Below are 19,523 nucleotides of genomic sequence, written 5' to 3' on the forward strand. Positions count from 1 at the left end.
GAAGCGTCACCGAGCGCTTACCCTTGTGCGAGCCAAGCGATACGCGTTGCGGGTTTTCGCCGACCAGAAATCGGAACCCTGTAACTCGTGAAAGACAAACAACATGCCGCTAACCAACCCAGCGCGATCAGCCAGAAGTTAGAACGGGGTTGAAACAGGCCGCGAGGATCTTAGCGCCGCAGTTGCTCCAGGAGAGCCGGGACACGCGCCAGCACGTCAGCCCGGGCCCTCGGCTCCGTGCCTACAGTGACCGTGCCCTTCGGCGCAGCCTCGACATTGGTCAGCGTGTGAAGCGGTTGGTTCAGCGCGTCAAAGCCGTGCGGCGCCTTGGGGTACGCCGTCAGCGTGATTCTACTGGCGTGGAGAGCCGCGAGCGCCTCGCAGAAGTGGGCAGGCATCCAGTCGTCCGCCTCGCCAACGAACAGGTGCACCGGCAGCGCGGGTGTGATCCCCACCCGCGAGGCGGACTGGCAGCCCGGGTACAGCGCGATCCCGAACCGGAAGTCCGACCGCAAGTCCTTGGGGCGAGCCCTCGTCGAAGCGCTCGCCACCCACAGCACCGTCGAACCTCCCTCGGACCAGCCGATCAAGGCTATCGCTTCTGGGCGAACGTCCGCCTGAGCCTGTAGGTAGCGAAGGGCCCCGTAGGCGTCCCGGGTGCGCTCTCGCCCTGGCAGGATGACATCCACCGACCGACAGACCCCCGTGAGCCCGCGGGCCGTGAAGGAGTCGGGAAAGAGCACGATGTAGCCGAGGCTGGCCAGACGCATGCCCCACTCCCGGTGCTGCACCGCAAGGTGTCTGCTGCCGGGGGTGAGCAGGCCCGCGCAGCCGTGGAGGGCCACGACCGCCGGAAAGGGTCCGGCCCCTGCCGGACGGAAGATGTAGCCCGTGATGGTCGTCGCTGTCGCCGAGGCGCTCAGGTCGGCATCGTTCGAGGGGAAGGCGACCCGCTCCCACGCAGCCGCGGAGGTCAAGGATGTCAGGAAAGCCAGTCCAACAACGAGCGCTCGGGCGAGCTTCGCTTGGACCAGCCGGGCACTCCCTCCGCGAACCTTACCCATTTGCACTCTCTACCAGGAGCCAGCGGCGTTTCGCATCGTGCGGCATGCCCAACTTGGTTGAAAGCGGGCAGATCGCAATCGGGAACGCTCAATCAGAGGGCGAGTTCGCGAGCACAGGGAACGGCATCCGCCGACCGCGAGCGCGCCTCCAACCACACGACAGATATCTGAAATCATCTCGGCAGTTTTGCGCCAGATCAAAGCCCGGCTGATCGACTCGCGCAAAATGCTCTCGCCCTGGAAACCGAGAGGCTTCGATGACGATCCTGAGCATGAGTCCCGCCACAATGGCGCAGGCCGAAGGGCGACGTTCAGTCCTGGTGATGGCGCCGCCGTCGCACCAGACCCAGGCACGCCCGATTGTCACGGACATCTCAGGGTATCGCTCGATCGCCAGCGCACAGGCGCTCGCATTGGCGATGGGCGCCGCGCTGCTCACGACCTGCCTGATGCAGTTAGCGCTCTGATCAGAGAGAAGTGGAGTTAGGCAATGCACAAATATCTTGTCACCTTCCACAAAGTCGTCTCGGACTCCTGCGGGTGCGACCATCAGATCGTGCAGCAGCGGGTGATTATCACTGCGCGCTCAGAAGTGTCAGCCCTCTACGAGGCGAAGGCGCGGTTCTGCGAGGCGATGCGGGTCGTCGATTGGCGCCTGCGCGCCGATAGCTGCGAGGTCGCCGATCTAGCACTTCTTGCCGCCTGACCCTGACCACCTACCCGGCACGGCCCTCTATATTCAGAAGCCGTCGCCGTCGTGAGCCTTGGCCTGTCTGTCTTCGGGACAGACGCATCTCGTCGACGGTGGTCAGCCTTTGCTGGTTGACCCCGCGCTAAACGTCTCGCAATCGCGCCAGCAATCCCACTACGGCACCCGGATCCGTGGCGATGATGGCCAGCAGGTTCCGCGAGGCTCGGTCAGGCTCTGAGCGGCCCTGCTCCCAGTTGCGGAGCGTCGCCGTATCGAGGCTGAACGCCAGCGCGAACTGCTCCTGTGTGAGATGCAGACGTTCGCGCACCTCTGCAGGGTTCACCCGCTCGGGAGGCCGGTAGACGGCCGCGCGGATGTACGTCGCGGCCAACTCCCGTATGACGGCTTCGACACTCTCGACCATCGGTAGTTCGACAACCGCCTATCCCACGTCGATCAGGCGCGTCAGGGCCGCGTGGGCCCCGCGCAGGGTCATGCGGCGGCGCGCCAGGACGATGGCTGCCTGCGGCGTGTCGGGCATTCCATCCGCCTGGGACCACTCAAGGACGAGGTTTACGGGTGAACCGGAGTGGACTCGGTCGACGTCCTGGGTTCGCACCCGTGGTCCTGCGCGCCAGCAACTTCGAGAGATCCGACATCGAAGGTCTCCATGACAGCTTGAGCGAGGTCGCGAAGGCGGCTGGCTTCGACTGTGGTGCTGCGGGCAGGGCGTCGAGGCCGACGCGCCTCACCTACTCCTCATAGTGCCGAAAATCGAAGCGGTACGCCTCGCGGGTGTTCGCGGCCCGCGATCCCCCGGCGAACAGCTTGGCGCAATTGGTGAGGAGGGCGGGGTCGTTGGGTCGTTCGACGGTACTGATGCGAGCGAGCGAGGTAAACGGGCCTGCGTCGCGCGCCTGGGCGTCGTCGCCGTCAAGGTCTTCGAGGTTCACCTCAGCCGCCGCGTCGTGCGTCCATCGCCCTAGACCTTTAGGTAGGCGGGCCTGCGCGGCATGGTGCGGCTCGTGCCCCCAGAGGAGGAGCGCGGGCCTCCGCCTCGGCCACGTGCCGCGCCGCCCTGTCGAGGGAGTTCGCCCGAACGTGTCATCGATGTCCGCCGCCTCGCTATTGCATCTCGAACATACCAATGGGCGCGAGTACGCCGCCACCACACGCATGGCACGCGGTTAAGTGTCCAATTGTTTCCATGCAAATTCGTTCCGGTCTGAAGCTTTGCCGATGTGAATTTCATTAACATGAAGGTGGAACTCGATCGTTCCCAGCCGAGTTCTTACGCGGAACGGGGCGACCACGATGAACGGCAGATCAAATCCAGCCGAAGACGATCTCGTTCGTGGTGAAGCTCATTCCAACGAGCCTGAGCACACGCGTCAGTCCACGGCTCAGGAGTACGAGAATGCTGTCATTCCGTTGCTGGAAGAGACAGCGCACGTCAGCAGGCGCCTCGTCGAGACGGGTCGCGTGCGGGTCAGAACCCAGACGGAAGTCACCGAGCAGATCCTCCGGGAGACGCTTCGCAGTGATGCTGTCGGTGTGACCCGTGTACCGGTGGATCGGGTGATCAAGGAAGGAGAGGTCGCTCCCCAGGTCAGAACCGAGGCAGGGGTCACCATCATCCCCGTTCTCGAAGAAGTCCTCGTGGTCGAGAAGCGCCTCGTCCTCAAGGAAGAGATCCACATCCACCAGACCACCATGGGCCAGGACGTCGAGGTCCCGGTCACGGTGCACAAGCAGCACGCCATCGTCGAGCGCATCGATCCCGATGGCACCATCACGCCCAAGACGATCAACGAGGAATAGTCCCATGCAGCAGACGATCACCGCCATGTTCGACACCCGCAGCGAGGCCGAAGCTGCCATCAACAAGCTCGGTCAGGCCGGGGTGCCTCGGACCAATATGCGTCTCTCGCCCGAGAGCCAGGGCACCTACTCGTCGGCCAACCGCACCTCCTACGATTACCAGAAGGATGAGGGCGGGTTCTGGGCCTCGCTCAAGGACCTGTTCCTGCCGGAGGAGGACCGCTACGCCTATACCGAGGGCATGAGCCGCGGCGGCACGATGCTGATCATCAGCGCTGACGAGGCCCAGGCAGCGGGGATCCTCGACGTTCTGGAGAGTGCCGGGGCCGTTCATCTCGATGAGCGCGAAGCCGAGTGGCGCAAGCAGGGCTGGAGCGGCTACAGCGCCACTTCGAGCACGAACTCCGCCGTAGGCGGCACGACCAGCACGACAGGCACGGCCAGTGCTGCCACCGCCGGGGTCGGCACGACGGCTGCGAGCACGGGCGCGACTGCGGCCTCGGGCACGACGCAAGCTACAGCGGGCCGCGACGAGGTCATTCCCGTCGTCGAGGAGCAACTGCGGGTCGGCAAACGCGTGGCCGAGAGCGGGCGGGTGCGGGTGCGGTCCTACGTGGTGGAGACGCCCGTGCAGGAGCAGGTCACCTTGCGTGACGAGCGCGTGCAGGTCGAGCGTCGCCCTGTCGATCGGGCGCCGACACCCGGCGACGAGCGGCTCTGGGCCGAGAGGACGATCGAGGCGACCGAGCGCGGCGAGGAGGCGGTGGTCTCGAAGGACGTGCGCGTGAAGGAGGAGATCGGCATCCGCAAGGAGGTCGAGCAGCGCACCGAGACCGTATCGGACAAGGTGCGCCACACCGAGGTTGAGGTCGAGGACGCACGCGGTCAGGTCAGCCGCACCGGCACGACGGATCCGACGCGCCGCTGAAGTCCCGTACCGCGGCACGACTGCCACACACGAGCGAATAAGGAAGAGCCCCGCCTGCAAAGGAGGGGCTTTTTGGTGTCGTGGTTAACCTTCCAGCGGGAGCATAGCCCCTGGAGGCTTGGCACAGATGCGTCATATCGAGGTCGAGGACGGGCTCCGTCTCCGGTTTCCTGGTCGGGACGAGGAGTTCAACGAGGGTGTCGAGATCGGCCTGCTGGTCGCACGTCTCGCGCGAGGCGATCAGGCGTTCTCCTGCCAGATCTCGACGGCCAACGTCGACCAAGCACGGGCCGTGGCCCAGCAACTCGGCTATCGGATATGCGTCATGAACGAGAGCCAGGGACTCAGTGAAGTTCAAGTTGCTGTGCGCTCGCGTCGTCCACCACTGACCCTGGTGCCTGATACCCGCAGAACTGCCTGACCCGCTGAGGTATCCCGAGCGCAAGGGATGTGAGATGAGCCCGTTTCGACTTGGCAGAATATGCTTACCAGGGCTTGAGGTGAGCGCTACTGTGCGAGGCTTCCGATCGGCACCTTGATGCACATCGTGAGACCTTCCGGCCGCCATTCGTGACGGATCTCGCCTCCAAGCTGACCTTCGATGGTCCGGACCGACATCGTGGTTCCGAACCCGCTTCGCTCGGGCGGCCCTGCGATGGCGGGACCACCCCGCTCCTGCCAGACGAGATGCAGCGTATCCCCCTCGCATCGTAGCCGGATCGTGACGTGTCCGGCACGCGTCGACAGGGCGCCGTACTTCACCGCGTTGGTCGCCTGCTCATGCATGATCAGGGCGATGGCTGTCGCGGCCTTCTCGCCGACCCGTGCATCGTCTCCCTCAATGATGAAGCGCTCGTGAGCGTCCTCGGCGTAGGGAGCAAGCAGTGTCCGAAGCAGGCCCTGGATCGTCTGATCCGAGGGCAAGTGGCTCGATGACGGGCTATGGGGGCGAACGTAGTCGTGGGCCAATGCGAGGCCCCGCAGGCGCTTCAGGAAGTCGTCAGCATACTTCCTGGCCGCCTCGTTCCCGCGCGCCGTCAACGCAGCGAGCCCGCCTACCACCGCGAAGATGTTCTTGATCCGGTGTGATAACTCGCGGGTGAGAAGCTCGCGTGCCTCCTCAGCATCCTTCCGCTCTGTGATGTCGCGATGGGCGCCGATCAGGCGAACCGCTCGCCCGTTCACGTCACGGTCAATCCGGGCCGAGGCAGAGATCCAGCGGGTCGCGCCGTCGCCCGGGCGAATGATGCGGTACTCTGCGCGGTAGTCAGTATCGCTGCTCCGCACGGCCTCGACGAAATGACGCTCGATCCTCTCACGATCCTCAGGATGGATGCGCCGAAGCCACGCCTCATGCGTCTCTCTGGCCGCCTCGGGAGGCAAGCCGTGGATGCGCAGGTACTGAGGCGAGCGCAGGCTCCTGAAGCCCTGACTCAAGTCGACCTCGAAGCCACCGACTCCCGCGATCTCCTGCACCCGCTCCAGTTCGGCCTCGCGCTGCGCCAGGGTGATCAGGAGGCGGCGGTGCTCAAGCTGGGTCATCACCTGACGGGCAAGCGCCTGAAGCACCTCGGCCTGCTCTCCCGTCAGACCCTGCGGGCGTGGGGTGTGGTCCAGAACGCAGACGGTCCCGATGGGAAGCCCGTCACGGGTCTCCAGCACCGCCCCGGCGTAGAAGCGCAGATGGGGATTGCCCGTGACTAGGGGATTGCAGGCGAAGCGGGGATCCTGGGTGGTGTCCGGCACCACGACGAGACCACGCTGACGGATAACGTGAGCGCAGATCGAGATGTCGAGCGGCGTCTCACGGACACCCAGGCCGATCTCGGCCTTGAAGAACTGCCGGGTGTTCTCGATCAGGTTGACGACGGCGATCGGTGCCCGGCAGACCTGTGCGGCGATCGTGCAGATGTCATCGAACGCCCGTTCCGGCGGCGTGTCGAGGATGTCGTAGGCGCGCAATGCGACGACGCGCTCGTTCTCTGACCAGGAGCACGTTGCAAGTGCCTGAACCTGGGCAGGCCCCTTCTTCATTGCCCTTTCCCCAGGCCATCTGACTGGTATCCTGCTACGCTCTTACCGCGACGATAGCGTCAGCAGCAACACAACTTGTAATTGTGATTACTTGGAAGGTTCGTGAGCAGTCACGCGTCCACATGGCGTGGCTTTGAGAGCACCCGGCCCATGACCTTACTCGCGCTTCACACCCCTGACCAACAACCGGCGCCGGTTCCGCTCTGAAGGGGCCGAGGCAAGCTACTGAGGTCCTGCGAAGGACGTGTTGCACGATGTGATAGCTGGACAGGATGGCACTCCCGGCCCACATCCCTCATACCGGGTTAACCTGCATCAACGTACCTTGCAGAGCATGTCAGTCACGCCATCAGCCGCCATATCGCCTGTCCTGATCGTCGAGGACGACGAGTTGGTGCGCATGATGGCCACGGAGATGCTGGAGGATGCTGGGATCGCGGTACTTGAGGCAACCAATGCTGATGAAGCTTGGCAACTCCTGGAGCAACGGTCCGACATCCGTGTCCTCTTTACAGATGTTGACATGCCCGGCTCGATGAACGGCTTCGTGCTGGCTCAGCGTGTGGCGGAGCGCTGGCCGCACATCCGGCTAGTGATCACGTCGGGACGTTTTCAGCCAAACCCCGACGACGTGCCCGATGACGGCCAGTTCGTTACCAAACCATATCGGGCTCCTGCCGTTCTACGAGCGATCGCGGCTGCTGGGTGAGGGGACCGTGCTGAGATCGGCTGGAGGATCGGATCCACCCAGCCGTTAGCAATTCTCAACTGGAGGTTGATTTTAGGTCCTGTTAGCAACCACGATGGCACTGATGCGCTGAATGATCCCTTTGCCGGATGCGGAGAGGATCCGTTGGAGCGTTGCGGTGCCCTCTCTGCCACCCTGTGAAACGGACCGTCTGAAGGCGCTGCGGTCGCTCAACATCCTCGGCACAGCGCCCGAGGAGCACTTCGATGCCGTCTGCCGCACCGCCCAGGCACTCTTTGGCGTGCCGATTGCTCTGGTGTCCCTCGTTGATGAGGAGAGCCAGTGGTTCAAGGCCCGGTGCGGGTTCGACATCGACGGCACGCCGCGCGATGCGGCGTTCTGCACCTACACCATCCTTTCCGACAATGTGCTCGTCATTGAGGATGCGGGACACGATGAGCGCGTGCGCAAGAGCCCGCTCGTTACCGGCCGACACGGCGTTCGGTTCTACGCGGGCGCTCCGCTGGTGCTGAAGCCCGGCGTCCGGGTCGGTAGCCTGTGCGTGATGGACACCAAGCCGCGCCCGTTCTCGCCCGAGCAGCGCCGCCAGCTTCAGGATCTCGCTCGCATCGTTGTGGCGCATCTGCACCTGCACGAGGTGACACGGGAGAGCGTCTCCGCTCATGAAGCCTTGCGCGCCGTGACGGAGCGGCTGCGCCTTGCCCAGGAGGCGGCAGGAGCGGGCCTGTTCGACTGGGGCCTCCTCGACAACCGGGCCCACCTCTCTCCCGAGTCGCTGCGGCACCTCGGTCTGTCCGAGGATCACCCTTCGATCGTGACGCTCGATGAGTGGATGGCCACGATCCATCCCGACGACCTGCCAAGGGTGCGCCAGGAAATCGAGCGCGCCGTGGCCACGTGCTCGACCTATAGAGTTGAGTTCCGTGTGCCGCTGCGCGACGGCGGTGAGCGCTGCGTGCTTGGCCTCGGCCGTGTCATCACCGACGAGGCTGAGCGACCTGTGCGCATTGCCGGGATCAGCCTTGACCATACGGATCGTCTACGGGCCGAGGAGGCGCTACGGGCGAGTGAGGCCGCCCTGAAAGCCAGCGAGGAGCGTCTCGCCCTGGCGCTCGACAGCGCCAGTGACGGCTTGTGGGACTACGACGTCGTTACCGATGCGGCCTGGATCTCCGATCACTGGTGCACGATGCTGGGCTACGAGCCGGGCGAGCTTCGCGTCGATCGGAACACCTGGGTGCACCTCCTGCACCCGGACGATAAGTCTCAGGCGCTGCTGCGGATGGGCGAGCACCTGGAGGGGCGCTCACCCGGCTTCGAGAGCGAGTATCGCCTGCGCCGCAAGGATGGAGGCTGGTGCTGGATCCTGGCGCGGGGCAAAGTCGTCGCACGTGGCCCGGCAGGAGCCCCCCTGCGCGTGGTTGGCACCCACATCGACATCAGTGCCCGCAAGACAGCCGAGAGCCGGGTGACCTGAATGGCGCGGCACGACGCGCTGACCGAACTGGCCAATCGCGTCCTGTTCCGCGAGCGCCTCGACCAGCGGCTGGCTGAACTGGAACGTCGGGGCGGGTCGGGCGCGGTGCTGTGCCTCGATCTCGACCGCTTCAAGGCCGTCAACGACACGCTCGGGCATCTCGCCGGTGATGCCCTGCTGCGCGAGATCGCGCACAGGCTGAAGGCGACGCTGCGGGGCGAGGACATCGTGGCCCGCTTCGGCGGCGACGAGTTCGCCGTTCTGCTCCACCAGAGTGACGGGCCCGAGAGAGCGATGCTCGTCGCCGGGCGTCTGATCGAGGCGGTGCAGGCACCCATCATCCTCGGCGCCCACGAGGCGGAGGTCGGAGTCAGTATTGGCATCGCGCTCATCCCGGCCCACGGTGATAAGGCTGAGGTGCTGCTCAAGCGAGCCGATCTCGCACTGTATCGCGCCAAGGACGCGGGGCGAAACACCTTTCGGTTCTTCGAGCCCGCGATGGACGAGGAGGCGGAGGCGCGGCGCAGACTGGAACTCGACCTGCGACGCGCGCTCCAACGCGGCGAGTTCGAACTGCATTACCAGCCGATCCTCGACGTCGCGACCGGCACTATCGCGTCGGCCGAGGCGCTGGTGCGCTGGCGCCATCCCTCACGAGGGCTCGTGCCGCCGGGTGCCTTCATCGCGGCGGCCGAGGAGACGGGGCTGATCGTCCCGCTCGGGGAGTGGGTGTTGCGGGCCGCGACTCACGAAGCACGGCGCTGGCCCGAGCACGTGCGGGTGGCCGTGAACGTCTCAACCGTGCAGGTGCGGCACGGTAACCTGTTTCCGGCTGTGCGCGCCGCCCTCGACGCATCCGGGCTTTCTGCTGAGCGCCTGGAGCTTGAGATCACCGAGAGCGTGCTGATGGCCGATGACGAGCGAGCGAGCGCGGTGCTGCACGATCTGCGGAGCCTTGGCGTGCGCATTGCTCTGGATGATTTCGGGACCGGCTACTCCAGCCTGAGCTACCTGCGCCGCTTCCCGTTCGACAAGCTGAAGATTGACCGCTCCTTCCTCACAGAGGGCAGTAAGGCCGAAGCGGCAGCAATCGTGCGGGCCGCCGCATCACTCGGCCGGGGGCTCGGCATGATCGTCACGGCCGAAGGGGTCGAGACGCAGGAGCAGTTCGACATGGCTCAGGCGGAGGGCTGCACAGAGGTGCAGGGATTCCTCATCGGCCAACCCTGCCCATGCGGAGAACTCCGGAGCCGACTGCGCAAGAGCACGGCTGAGCCCTCACTCGCGCGACAGGGCAGAGCGCATCCACGCGGGAGGTAGTATTCGCTTCTGCAACAAGCTCGTTCCCAATCAATTGGGCATCTATCGCAACCCGCAGTGTCGCAGGGCACCGAAACCGAACCCATGTGGGCGCACATCTCACAGCGATAACGTATCCAATCTCCATCCTTGACTGTGTCATGAACTCAGCTTTAGGAGCCGATTGCGTTCTCTGCGCGGCAGAGATGGAGGATAAGTTGCCCGAGTATTTCTTTGACATCAACGATGGCGGACCGGCACGGGATGTGATCAGTGCTGAATATGCCGATCTCGCCGAAGTACGTCGCGCAGCGATGCAGCTTCTGCCCGACATCGTCCGCGATGATGTTTCCGATCATCAGGACGAGCATTCACTTTCGGTGTCTGTCAGAGATGCAAATGGAAAATCAATTTTTGCAGCATCGCTGAAGTTATGGATTAAAAGATTATCCGAATAAACGGTAGATCGATCAGATTTTATTGCTATTTCTTGAGTTTTTTGTCAATTGAGCACGATTTGAATACCCGTATCGCGACACAACTCATAAATACGTTGGGCACAACAATCTGAGTCTATCTGTTCACTCGGTGTTTAGAAGTAGTATTTTACTCGCGCAACCATATCGCGCGAGGCGATGTGAGATCCTCGGATCGAGTGTTCGAGCCTCGTAGGCGACGGATCATGCCCTACTAGTCGTGCCGTGTGTCAGCACATCGTCCGCTGGTGCTTTCTCTTCGACTGCGTGGCCAGAGTGCGCCCGAGTTCCAGAAGCAGCATGTCCACAAGCTTCAGCAGGAAAGGTCGATCGGCCTCCTGAATGGCCTTGCGGGCCGCCAGACAGTGGTCCGCCGCACGTTCCAGGGGGTCTTCCGGAGGTGAACCGATCCGGCATCCATAGGGCTGGTCACTCAACCGGCTCCCGGTCATGTCGAGGAGTATGCCGCGCCCTCGGAGCGGCTCGCCGCTCTCACCCAGATCGTAGCGCCCACGCGCGAGAACCCAGCGCATCTCTCCGGAAGCAGTCACGATGCGGAACTCCGCGACAAACGCGACTCCCTTGGCGGCACCGTTCATCATCCGCTCGATGACAGCGGCCCGATCATCAGGATGGATGCAGGCAGCAAAACCGGACAGGGGAGTGCCCGCTTCCGTGGCGTAGATGTTACTACCAAGCAACTGCGCAACATGATCATCCGCGTACAACCGATCGGCCCGGATGTTCCACTCCCAGGATCCGACTGCCTCTGTACCAACGGACGGCACGCCGACCGAACTCACGCTGCCGCCCACACCTACCACGTTCATGCCTTACTCCGTTTCGAACTAACCGTTACCTCCCGATCTCCAATGGCTAAGCCAGATACAACGATCGATGCAAATGTCTGTATTGAAACGTGCGCTATGTTATTGCCCGCCATTCATCTGCCACATAGGAGCGGTGTCCTTATTGAAACGGGTGGAGATGGACAGATGAAGGATAAGGCTGGCCTGCCCGCCTGTGGGATGAGCAACGATGCCGAACAGGTCGACCTTCCTGGCTCAGATCAGACCGCCACGAAGGGCATGTCACATCTCGGGCGGCACTCAGGAAACCCGCCCGAACCGGCAGCCATGGTAGCAAAGGCGGAAAGGATACAGCACCAGATTGGAGAAGCTCTTAGCCAATCGGCGTCAAGGTCCTGGAACCTGACCTCCGATGTCTCCCAGCAGCGCAGAAGCACCAGTGACACTTTCGTCACACACACGGATTGTCCTCAGCCAGACGAGTGCCTGGAGTTGGTGCGAGCTTTCATTGGCATCCAGGATCAACAGCAGCGGCAGCGATGCCTCGAATTTATTCGTGAAGTCGCGAGGGCGGAACAGGCGAGGTGAGGCGTTTGATTGTATGCTTCGTACCTTGGTCCTATTCCCTCAAACCACATGAGGCGCCGAACGCGCCCGGCGGAGCCTTGTCGGCAGCGCGCCCGCCAGAGCGTTAGGACCTCGACGGACGCGCTGTGCTGAGGGAAGCAACCGACGCTTGCTTGCAGAAGCTCAACGCAGCTTACGCGCGACCTGTTCCGACGAAGGGCTCCTGAACGAGCAAGTCGAGTTACTCGTCCTTCTACTCACGAGCAGCGAGCACTTCGCCGAGTGCTGCTTCCGTACCGCTCAACTCAAGCGCTCTGACCCTGGTATGGCGAGTGAAGAAGCGCAAGGTTGCCGCAAGACCTGGATCACCACCTTGGTCGGCAGCACGAGCCAACTCCGCGCCTTCACGCGCCATTGTCTCTCGGGCGGCTGCCTCAGTCGCGAGAGCGTCTCGTAGGGATCGAGCCGCCTCTGAAACGCTCGGTGACTTCATCATCACTCCGTCAACCGCAAACCTTCCAATACGAGAACGCCCAGCGGAGGGTTAGGACCTCGCTGGGCGTTCTGGCCTCGATGAAGATCACTGTCGTGCAACACTCAACGTGGGCTGGCAGAGTGCGGTTCCAGGGTAACTCCCTCCGCATCGGCCTGCCGCCGGTTGCATGCACAATCTAGTAAACTGCCGTTAAGCTTGTGATTAGGCTTGATGCCGCCGATCCGGCCCGCAAGCGTTGTTTGACGAACAACCATGCTTCAGGAAGGCCATGCAGCAACTCACCGAGAAATCTCCCGTATGTCTGACATTGGGTAGTTTGATCCTGTCCGGCACGGTCAAGGCCGTGGGTGACACCATCGACATGCCCGCTTCAGCGAGGTCGTCTGCAAAAAAGCTACGACAGCTTGTTCTCGATTTCGGAAATGCCTGTGCACCGATCGGGTTGTGGCTCCCCATCGAGGAGGCGTCCCGTGCGGCCTGAGAGGCGTCGCAGGGCGATCAGGTGCCGCCGATCAGGAGCTTGATGCGAGACGCGAGCGCCTCCATCGCGAACGGCTTGGTCAGGACCTGCATCCCGGGCTCCAGGTGGCCGTGGCCGATAGCAGCGTTCTCCGCATAGCCGGTGATGAACAGCACCTTCAGGTCGGGCCGACGCTCCCGGGCCGCGTCCGCCATCTGGCGTCCGTTCATCCCACCCGGCAACCCGACATCGGTGACGAGCAGGTCGATGCGCACGTCCGATTGGAGCACCTTCAGCCCCGACGCACCATCCGCCGCCTCGATCGCCGCGTAGCCGAGTTCCTCCAGAACCTCTGTCACCAGCATGCGCACGGTCGGCTCATCGTCGACCACCAGCACCGTCTCGCCCTGCTCGGCGCGAGGCGCGTCGGAGAGATCAGCGCCACTCTCAACCAATTGCGCATCGCCGTAGTGACGTGGCAGGTAGAGGCACATCGTCGTGCCCTGGCCCACCTCCGAGTAGATCCGCACCTGCCCGCCCGACTGACGGGCAAAGCCGTAGATCATCGAAAGGCCCAGGCCCGTCCCCTGACCCTGCGGCTTGGTGGTGAAGAACGGGTCGAAGGCGCGCTGGATCACCTCCGGCGTCATGCCGGTGCCGGTATCGGTCACGCACAGCGACAGGTACTGGCCGGGTGGAAGATCGCGCTCGCGCCCAGTGCGCTCATCCAGCCACTTGTTGGCGGTCTCGATGGTGATGCGACCGCCATCCGGCATCGCATCGCGGGCGTTGATGCACAGGTTCAGCAGCGCGTTCTCAAGCTGGTTCGGGTCCACCAGCGCGGGCCACAGACCCGCTGCCCCCACGACCTCGACCTCGACAGCAGGTCCGACCGAGCGACGAAGCAGGTCCTCCATGCCCCCAATCAGGCGGTTCACATCGGTCGGCTTGGGATCGAGCGTTTGGCGGCGAGAGAAGGCCAGCAGGCGGTGTGTGAGGGCAGCGGCTCGCTTCGAGGCTCCCTGAGCCGCGGCGATGTAGCGGTCGACGTCAGTGAGGCGGCCCTGGCTCATGCGTGACTGGAGCAGTTCGAGGCTGCCCGAGATGCCTGCGAGCAGGTTGTTGAAGTCGTGAGCGATGCCTCCGGTCAACTGACCCACCGCCTCCATCTTCTGGGCCTGCCGGAGTTGCTCCTCGGCCTTCTCGCGCTGAGCGATCTCCTCGGTGACGCGCTGCTCCAGGGTCGCGTTGAAGGCGTCCATCTGCGCCTTGGCCCGCAACTCCTGCTCGATATTCCGTACCTCGATCACCGTGCCGATCGGCACTCCGGCGTCGTTGCGGATTGGGCTCGCGGTGAACGCGACGGGGTAGAACGAGCCGTCCTTGTGCACGAAGATCTCCTCGCCCTGCTCCTGCTCGTTTTCAGGAAGGGCTTGGTCGATCGGGCACTCGCACAACGGGTAGGGACTGCCGTCAGGTCGCGTGTGGTGAACCACATCGTGCAGAGGCCGTCCCTGTGTCTCAGCCAGGGTGTAGCCGGTGAGGGTCTCGGCAGCGGCGTTCATGTAGATGCACTGCTGCCGCTCATCCATCATCAGGATGGCCATCGTGGTGTTGCTCAGCACGGCGTCGAGCCGACGCGTGATCTCGGCGAGGCGCTCTTCGGCCAGCTTGCGGTCGTGGATGTCGACCACCGAGCCGATGTAGCCGAGGAAGGTGCCATCCTCGCCCAGGCGCGGATCAGCCGCGTCGATGAACCAGCGGTACTGCCCGTCCGCGCCGCGCAGGCGGTACTCAAGGCGGAATGCCTCCCACCTCGCGTTAGCGGCCAGGAACGTCTCGCCCGACCAGCCGCGGTCGTCGGGGTGCACGGCATCAAGCCAGCCGAGCCCGAGACCAGTGGCTTGCGTCTGGCCCGTGTACTCGTACCAGCGCCGGTTGAGATAGGTGCATGCACCGTCCGGGTCCGTGACCCACATCATCACGGGTGCGTGATCGGCCATGTTGCGAAAGCGCGTCTCGCTCTCGCTCACAGCCCGGTCGGCGCGAACGCGATCCGAGACGTCGCGGTAGAAGACCGCCAGCCCGCCATCAGGCGCGGGGTGGGCGCGCATCTCCAACCATGCCTGATGCCCGTCCTCCCAGGTGTAGGAGTGGGTCAGGCTGACCGGAACCCGCTCTGCCATCGCGTGCCTGTAGAGGCCGCCGATCGTGCTGTCCTCGGAGCCAGGGTACGCTTGCCACAGCGTGCGTCCGACGACCTCAGGCGCGGAGCGTCGCTCCAGGCGTAAGCCCTCGGCGTTGATCTGCATGACGCGAAACTCAGGATCGAGGAGCAGGAAGCCCTCGGCCATGCCTTCGAGCACGCCCTTCGCCTGCGCCTCGCTCTCGCGCAGGCGCCGCTCGGCCAGGACCTGCCTCGTGGTCTCGACGCAGGCGCAGACCATGCCTGCAACCGCACCGTCCCCGTCACGCACGGGCGTGTAGCCGAAGGCGAAGTGGGCCTCCTCCGGGTAGCCGTTGCGGTGCATGGTGAAGGCGATGTCGCTCATGTGCGTCGCCTCGCCCGCGTAGGCGCGCGTGAGGATCGGCTCGACCTGCTCCCAGATGTCGTGCCAGAGGTCCTCAAAGGGGCGGCCCAGGGCTGCCGGGTGCCGGGTGCCGCACATTTCGGCGTAGCCGTCGTTGTAGAGCGTGATGTGCTCGGGCCCCCAGACGATGAGCATCGGCTGGTGCGAGCCGAGCATCACGCCGACGAGGGCCTTGAGAGCGGCAGGCCAGCCGTCAGGAGCGCCGAGGGGAGTGGCGGACCAGTCCGCTGCACGCATCAGAGCGCCGGTCCCGCCGCCGCCCGCCAGGAAAACAGGTGTCACAGGGCGGTCCTGCCGCCCTCTCCGGAGACGGAGGATGGCATCGCGCCCTGAGGTGCGCCGCGCCTGCGTTCATCCTCCTGCAACAGGCGCAGGCCCGCCCGCACAACCTCGCTGGCGCTGGCAAACCGCCCCGTAGCAAGCCTGTCCGCAACGAAGGCGTGCAGTTCGGGGCTGAGGGACACGTTCATGGTTCTGGCTTGACGCATGGATGCCGGTACTTTGGTGCCCCTCCTACCGGGACAGCCAACAAGTGCCAACGGGGCAGTAAGGTTCCGGGAGCGGGACTGGCCCCCAGGTTTCACTGGCCCGCGCTCGCTCCTTTCAGGCGTGAGAGGCCAATGGTGCAGTGAGGAGGTTCAGACAACGTCGAATGCCCCCGCGGATCTTACAGCCATGCCGCTCGTTTGCTCAGACCTCGTAGGCGGGGTAAGGCAGTGTTGTGGGAGGCGTCGGATGATCTGGGCGGCCGATCAGCGTGGTCACATTGCATACGTCTGCCGCGAGTGGAAGGAGATGACCGGTCAGGATACCGAACAGGCATGTGGGAGCGGGTGGCTCGATATGATCCACCCCGAAGACCGGGATTTCGTTGCGAAAGCCTTCATGAAGGCTCTTGCGAAAGCCGCGAGCTTCACCATGACGTATCGGCTGCGATCCAGGACGTCCGAGTACATCTGGGTCCGCAGCAGTGCGATCCCGTCATTCAGCCCGGACACGTCGGTGTTCCTAGGGTATCTCGGATCACTGAGCAGTGGCGGCGAGCACCAGCCGACAGCGGCGGACGCCCAGCTTGATGTGTTCAATCCGCCAGAGCCGTCACCCGGGTTCGAGCCGCTCAGCCCCCTTGATCGAGTTGCCGATCATCTCATGCTGGCACACAGCGCCGCGCAAGCTGCGCGAGATACCGTGCTGATGCAGATGATCGAGATCTCCCTGTTCCAGGTCGGAAAGCTTCTGTCCCAGCAGGGGCATGCCACCCACGGCGGCAATGTTCACTGAAGCCGGATCGGGTCAGACCTGAACTGCATGCGAGCGGGAGGGGCCGAACTTGGGCGGAGGTGGAGATAGTTGATGTCGAAGTCGGCGAAAGCGTGCAGGCGGTTCAGTTGAGCTTAATCCATGCATAAACCCTAAGCCCCTGAACCATTCCTACGCCGCATGAGCCTTGTTCGCATGCGTCAAGGCTGGGTGCCTGACTCTCTTCATCAACTGTATCCCTGCCATCTCGGCTGAGACCCACATCACCTCGGCCTGAACGCATTGCCCATCTGCGAAGGTCATGTCGACCTTCTTACCGACTGCAAGGCCCGGCACGATGGTGATGCGCGCGCCTGACTGCGAGAGGTCACAGAGGCGGCTGGCACTCTCCCGGCCATCAATCCGCACCATCACAGGTTCGTCGAGTTGTACGCGCAGGGCTTCACGGCGCTCAGACAGATCACGGGTGACGGCGCTGACGAACTCCTCCACGGAGTGCGTCAGGGTCTGGGCAACAGTCCGGAGCGTCTGGGACACGCCCAGAGCCTCCTCCGCGTGCTGCTGCGTCTCCTGCGTTGCGTGGGCCACAACCTCGGCCCCCTCGCGCGCATCCGTGCTGCCTTGCGCCACCCGTGCGATCGTCCGTGACATCTCAGCCGTGGCGCTCTGCTGCTCGGCCACGGCCTGGGTAATCGCGACCGTCAGGCCCTCGATCTCCTGCATCGAGGAGGCGATCCCATCGATGGCTCTCACGGTCTTGCCCGTGGAGCCCTGGATCGCGCTGACCTGCGTGACGATCTCGTCCGTGGCTCGCATCGTCTGGGATGCCAAGCCCTTCACCTCGGCCGCAACGACGGCGAAGCCACGTCCCGCCTCGCCCGCCCGTGCGGCCTCGATCGTGGCATTCAGGGCCAGTAGGTTCGTCTGATCCGCAATCGCCTTGATCAGCCCAATCACGGCTCCGATCCGCTCGGCCGTCGCGGCGAGTTCCCGAACGTCGACGTTGGTGGTTCGGGCCTCATCGCTGATCCGCTGGATCAGGTCGCGCGCCTGTCCAGTCTGCGTCACGATCCCCGCCATCGAGGCGCTCAGTTCCTCGGTGCCCGCAGAGACGGAGAGCACGTTCTGCGCGATGGCGGTCGCGGTTGAGCGCGCCTGCAACGCCTGTCGGCTGGATTGCGTGGCAACGCCGCTCAAGGCCAACGCGGTCTCGCGCATGCCGATCGTCTGCTCCTCGACCTGCCGCTCGACCTCGATCAGGTGATCCCGGAAGCCTGTGACCACTTCGGCCAGGGAGTGCTGCCGGTAAACCTCGAAGCCACGCTCCTGCTGCGCGGTCTGCTCAGCGAGGCGTTGCGCCGTCGCGCTTTGCGCAGCCGCGACGGCTGCCTGCTCGGACTCAGCGATGGCGCGGGTCAGTTGACGTGCAGCCAGGATGAGAGCGGCAGCCTCGATCAGGATGACGACGGCGTGCAGGACGACCCGACCGTAGTCGGCCCCGTTCGGGAACACAGCGGCTGGGTAGACGACGTTGAGCGCGAGATGATGCACGGCGACCACAGCCGTCGCGATCACGACAGATGACCAGCAGCCCCAGCCAGCGACCACGGCCAGGGCCGCGAAGAACACCATGTGCATGTCGATCTGGAGGTGCGTCCCCGCCAGGGAGAACACGAGGAGGCCGACCAGGGCCATCGTGGCGGCGGAGGAGAGATGACGGGTGACGAGCGCAGCGCCTGACTGGTAGGCCGCGATGAAGACCACGCTGAGGAGCGCCCCGCCCACGCTCGCGACAGCAAGAGGTTGCCCACTGGTGATCCACGCCGCGACGACGACGGCGAGATAGAGCAAGCCGAGCCCGGTGAGCAGGACGGGCAGGAATGCGCGACGAAGGCGATCGAGGCCGTTGGGGGTGGTCATGAGCGTGGAGCCTGCCGAAAGGAGGACGTAGCGGCGGTAGGGAGACAGCCATTCAGGGGGGAAGCAGCCAGCACCAGGGTCGCGCCAGCGCGGTACAGGGCCTCAACGAGATCAGGACGTGAGGCATGAAGGACGGCCACGTGGCCGTGGGTCGACAACCAGAGGATCTGTCCGCCCGCAGCAGTAATCGCACGCGGCAGCGGCGCGTCTGGAACGAAGGTCACGACGGCGACCGGCTCCCCAGGGCGGGGGCACAGCGCCAGGACGACAGGTGCAAGTCCACAGAGCAGCACGAAGCCGACGACGAGCGCCTTGCTCCGTAAGGCCCGACCACTCGGCGTCTGAACGATCATGCGGATGCAGTCGAAGAGCGTGGTGCTCGGCGAGCGCCAGAGCGTGACCCAGAGTCTGGTTCCGGATTATACCAGCAACTATACTTGCAATCGTTAATGAAAGGTGCGCTTTCGGTCAAATCGAAGACCGAAGCGCATTAGACCTGTTGGCCTAGTCGACAACGTTTTCGACAAATTCTCGGCTTCACTGCAAGCGTTCATCAGCATCCACAGCCAGCGGCAGCAACGCCGTACTCATTTTGGTGGCGCCAGGGAAAATCATGAGAGATGAGGCTATGTTCGGGTGCCTCATCTCTCACCCTGTACTCGCACAAAGGGAGGGGTAATGAGTGGTAATCGCTCGGAGGAGTTCTTGGACGGCAGAGCGCCCGCCAGAGGGTTAGGACCTTGACGGGCGCGCTGTACTGAGGAGACAGATGAAGACTCTTCTCGAAAGCCTAACGCGCGCCTCACGCAAAGAGTTCCCGAACGATGTCGCCGAAATCTAACAGTCAAGCTACATCTTGTCTGAACAAGATCATCACGATATTGGCTGAAGGTTACTAACTACCCGCGCAAACGGCACAGC

Annotated in this window: 20 protein-coding genes; 12 read left to right on the top strand and 8 right to left on the bottom strand. The window is 63.9% G+C overall.

What is annotated here, in order from left to right; translation table 11 throughout:
• Positions 1 to 170: 170 nt before the first annotated feature.
• Positions 171 to 1,064 carry a dienelactone hydrolase family protein gene (locus VQ02_RS05030; RefSeq protein ID WP_048443072.1) on the bottom strand — a complete coding sequence of 298 codons (894 nt, stop codon included), beginning with the start codon at positions 1,062 to 1,064 and terminating at the stop codon, positions 171 to 173.
• A gap of 257 nt (positions 1,065 to 1,321) precedes the next feature.
• On the opposite strand from VQ02_RS05030, the gene VQ02_RS05035 reads away from it, so the two are divergent.
• Together VQ02_RS05035 and VQ02_RS05040 are read left to right on the top strand one after the other, a co-directional pair.
• A complete protein-coding gene (locus tag VQ02_RS05035) occupies positions 1,322 to 1,531 on the top strand; it encodes a hypothetical protein (protein WP_048443073.1) in 210 nt (69 codons plus the stop codon).
• Between the two features lie 23 nt (positions 1,532 to 1,554).
• Entirely contained in the window at positions 1,555 to 1,770 is a 216-nt protein-coding gene (locus tag VQ02_RS05040) for a hypothetical protein (RefSeq protein ID WP_048443074.1), read from the top strand.
• 127 nt (positions 1,771 to 1,897) lie between these two features.
• Here VQ02_RS05040 and VQ02_RS05045 read toward each other — a convergent pair whose 3' ends face one another.
• Together VQ02_RS05045 and VQ02_RS05050 are read right to left on the bottom strand one after the other, a co-directional pair.
• Positions 1,898 to 2,179: a helix-turn-helix domain-containing protein gene (locus VQ02_RS05045; protein ID WP_053080234.1), complete on the bottom strand. Its 282-nt coding sequence runs from the start codon at positions 2,177 to 2,179 to the stop codon at positions 1,898 to 1,900.
• Between the two features lie 328 nt (positions 2,180 to 2,507).
• On the bottom strand, positions 2,508 to 2,708 hold the full coding sequence (locus VQ02_RS05050) for a hypothetical protein (RefSeq protein WP_048443075.1): 201 nt from the start codon (positions 2,706 to 2,708) through the stop codon (positions 2,508 to 2,510).
• Positions 2,709 to 3,069: 361 nt separating this feature from the next.
• Between VQ02_RS05050 and VQ02_RS05055 the strand changes: the two genes are divergently transcribed.
• From VQ02_RS05055 to VQ02_RS05065, 3 genes are all read left to right on the top strand, one after another.
• Positions 3,070 to 3,576 (top strand): YsnF/AvaK domain-containing protein, encoded by a 507-nt coding sequence (locus VQ02_RS05055; protein ID WP_048443076.1) that lies wholly within the window; start codon positions 3,070 to 3,072, stop codon positions 3,574 to 3,576.
• 4 nt (positions 3,577 to 3,580) lie between these two features.
• Entirely contained in the window at positions 3,581 to 4,504 is a 924-nt protein-coding gene (locus VQ02_RS05060; protein ID WP_048443077.1) for a YsnF/AvaK domain-containing protein, read from the top strand.
• Positions 4,505 to 4,631: 127 nt separating this feature from the next.
• Positions 4,632 to 4,925, top strand: a complete 294-nt coding sequence (locus VQ02_RS05065) for a hypothetical protein (protein ID WP_048443078.1) — start codon at positions 4,632 to 4,634, stop codon at positions 4,923 to 4,925.
• 86 nt (positions 4,926 to 5,011) lie between these two features.
• Here VQ02_RS05065 and VQ02_RS05070 read toward each other — a convergent pair whose 3' ends face one another.
• Positions 5,012 to 6,538, bottom strand: a complete 1,527-nt coding sequence (locus VQ02_RS05070) for a sensor histidine kinase (protein WP_048443079.1) — start codon at positions 6,536 to 6,538, stop codon at positions 5,012 to 5,014.
• A 334-nt stretch (positions 6,539 to 6,872) separates the two neighbouring features.
• Between VQ02_RS05070 and VQ02_RS05075 the strand changes: the two genes are divergently transcribed.
• The 4 genes from VQ02_RS05075 to VQ02_RS36725 all read left to right on the top strand — a co-directional run bounded on the left by VQ02_RS05075 (position 6,873) and on the right by VQ02_RS36725 (position 10,481).
• The gene (locus VQ02_RS05075) at positions 6,873 to 7,247 is read left to right on the top strand and encodes a response regulator (RefSeq protein WP_048443080.1); all 375 of its coding nucleotides are present in this window, start codon (positions 6,873 to 6,875) and stop codon (positions 7,245 to 7,247) included.
• A 112-nt stretch (positions 7,248 to 7,359) separates the two neighbouring features.
• Positions 7,360 to 8,724, top strand: a complete 1,365-nt coding sequence (locus tag VQ02_RS38970) for a PAS domain-containing protein (protein WP_053080235.1) — start codon at positions 7,360 to 7,362, stop codon at positions 8,722 to 8,724.
• Positions 8,725 to 10,044 carry a putative bifunctional diguanylate cyclase/phosphodiesterase gene (locus tag VQ02_RS38975; RefSeq protein WP_053080236.1) on the top strand — a complete coding sequence of 440 codons (1,320 nt, stop codon included), beginning with the start codon at positions 8,725 to 8,727 and terminating at the stop codon, positions 10,042 to 10,044.
• A gap of 197 nt (positions 10,045 to 10,241) precedes the next feature.
• Positions 10,242 to 10,481: a DUF6894 family protein gene (locus VQ02_RS36725; protein WP_157080499.1), complete on the top strand. Its 240-nt coding sequence runs from the start codon at positions 10,242 to 10,244 to the stop codon at positions 10,479 to 10,481.
• Between the two features lie 248 nt (positions 10,482 to 10,729).
• Here VQ02_RS36725 and VQ02_RS05090 read toward each other — a convergent pair whose 3' ends face one another.
• The gene (locus VQ02_RS05090) at positions 10,730 to 11,329 is read right to left on the bottom strand and encodes a PAS domain-containing protein (RefSeq protein WP_048443082.1); all 600 of its coding nucleotides are present in this window, start codon (positions 11,327 to 11,329) and stop codon (positions 10,730 to 10,732) included.
• A gap of 165 nt (positions 11,330 to 11,494) precedes the next feature.
• On the opposite strand from VQ02_RS05090, the gene VQ02_RS38050 reads away from it, so the two are divergent.
• Together VQ02_RS38050 and VQ02_RS36730 are read left to right on the top strand one after the other, a co-directional pair.
• Positions 11,495 to 11,896: a hypothetical protein gene (locus VQ02_RS38050; RefSeq protein WP_167350709.1), complete on the top strand. Its 402-nt coding sequence runs from the start codon at positions 11,495 to 11,497 to the stop codon at positions 11,894 to 11,896.
• A 743-nt stretch (positions 11,897 to 12,639) separates the two neighbouring features.
• Positions 12,640 to 12,852, top strand: a complete 213-nt coding sequence (locus VQ02_RS36730; protein WP_157080500.1) for a hypothetical protein — start codon at positions 12,640 to 12,642, stop codon at positions 12,850 to 12,852.
• A gap of 17 nt (positions 12,853 to 12,869) precedes the next feature.
• On the opposite strand, the gene VQ02_RS05095 is transcribed toward VQ02_RS36730, so the two are convergent.
• Together VQ02_RS05095 and VQ02_RS05100 are read right to left on the bottom strand one after the other, a co-directional pair.
• A complete protein-coding gene (locus VQ02_RS05095) occupies positions 12,870 to 15,659 on the bottom strand; it encodes a hybrid sensor histidine kinase/response regulator (protein ID WP_053080244.1) in 2,790 nt (929 codons plus the stop codon).
• A gap of 41 nt (positions 15,660 to 15,700) precedes the next feature.
• Complete coding sequence (locus VQ02_RS05100) at positions 15,701 to 15,910, bottom strand: type II toxin-antitoxin system ParD family antitoxin (RefSeq protein WP_063838466.1); 210 nt, start codon at positions 15,908 to 15,910, stop codon at positions 15,701 to 15,703.
• A 247-nt stretch (positions 15,911 to 16,157) separates the two neighbouring features.
• Here VQ02_RS05100 and VQ02_RS05105 point away from each other — a divergent pair, with 247 nt between their 5' ends.
• The gene (locus VQ02_RS05105) at positions 16,158 to 16,703 is read left to right on the top strand and encodes a PAS domain-containing protein (RefSeq protein ID WP_048443084.1); all 546 of its coding nucleotides are present in this window, start codon (positions 16,158 to 16,160) and stop codon (positions 16,701 to 16,703) included.
• 150 nt (positions 16,704 to 16,853) lie between these two features.
• Here VQ02_RS05105 and VQ02_RS05110 read toward each other — a convergent pair whose 3' ends face one another.
• A complete protein-coding gene (locus tag VQ02_RS05110; protein WP_048443085.1) occupies positions 16,854 to 18,602 on the bottom strand; it encodes a methyl-accepting chemotaxis protein in 1,749 nt (582 codons plus the stop codon).
• Between the last annotated feature and the right edge of the window lie 921 nt (positions 18,603 to 19,523).

This window comes from Methylobacterium variabile, assembly GCF_001043975.1.
GTDB classification, from domain to species: Bacteria; Pseudomonadota; Alphaproteobacteria; order Rhizobiales; family Beijerinckiaceae; genus Methylobacterium; species Methylobacterium variabile.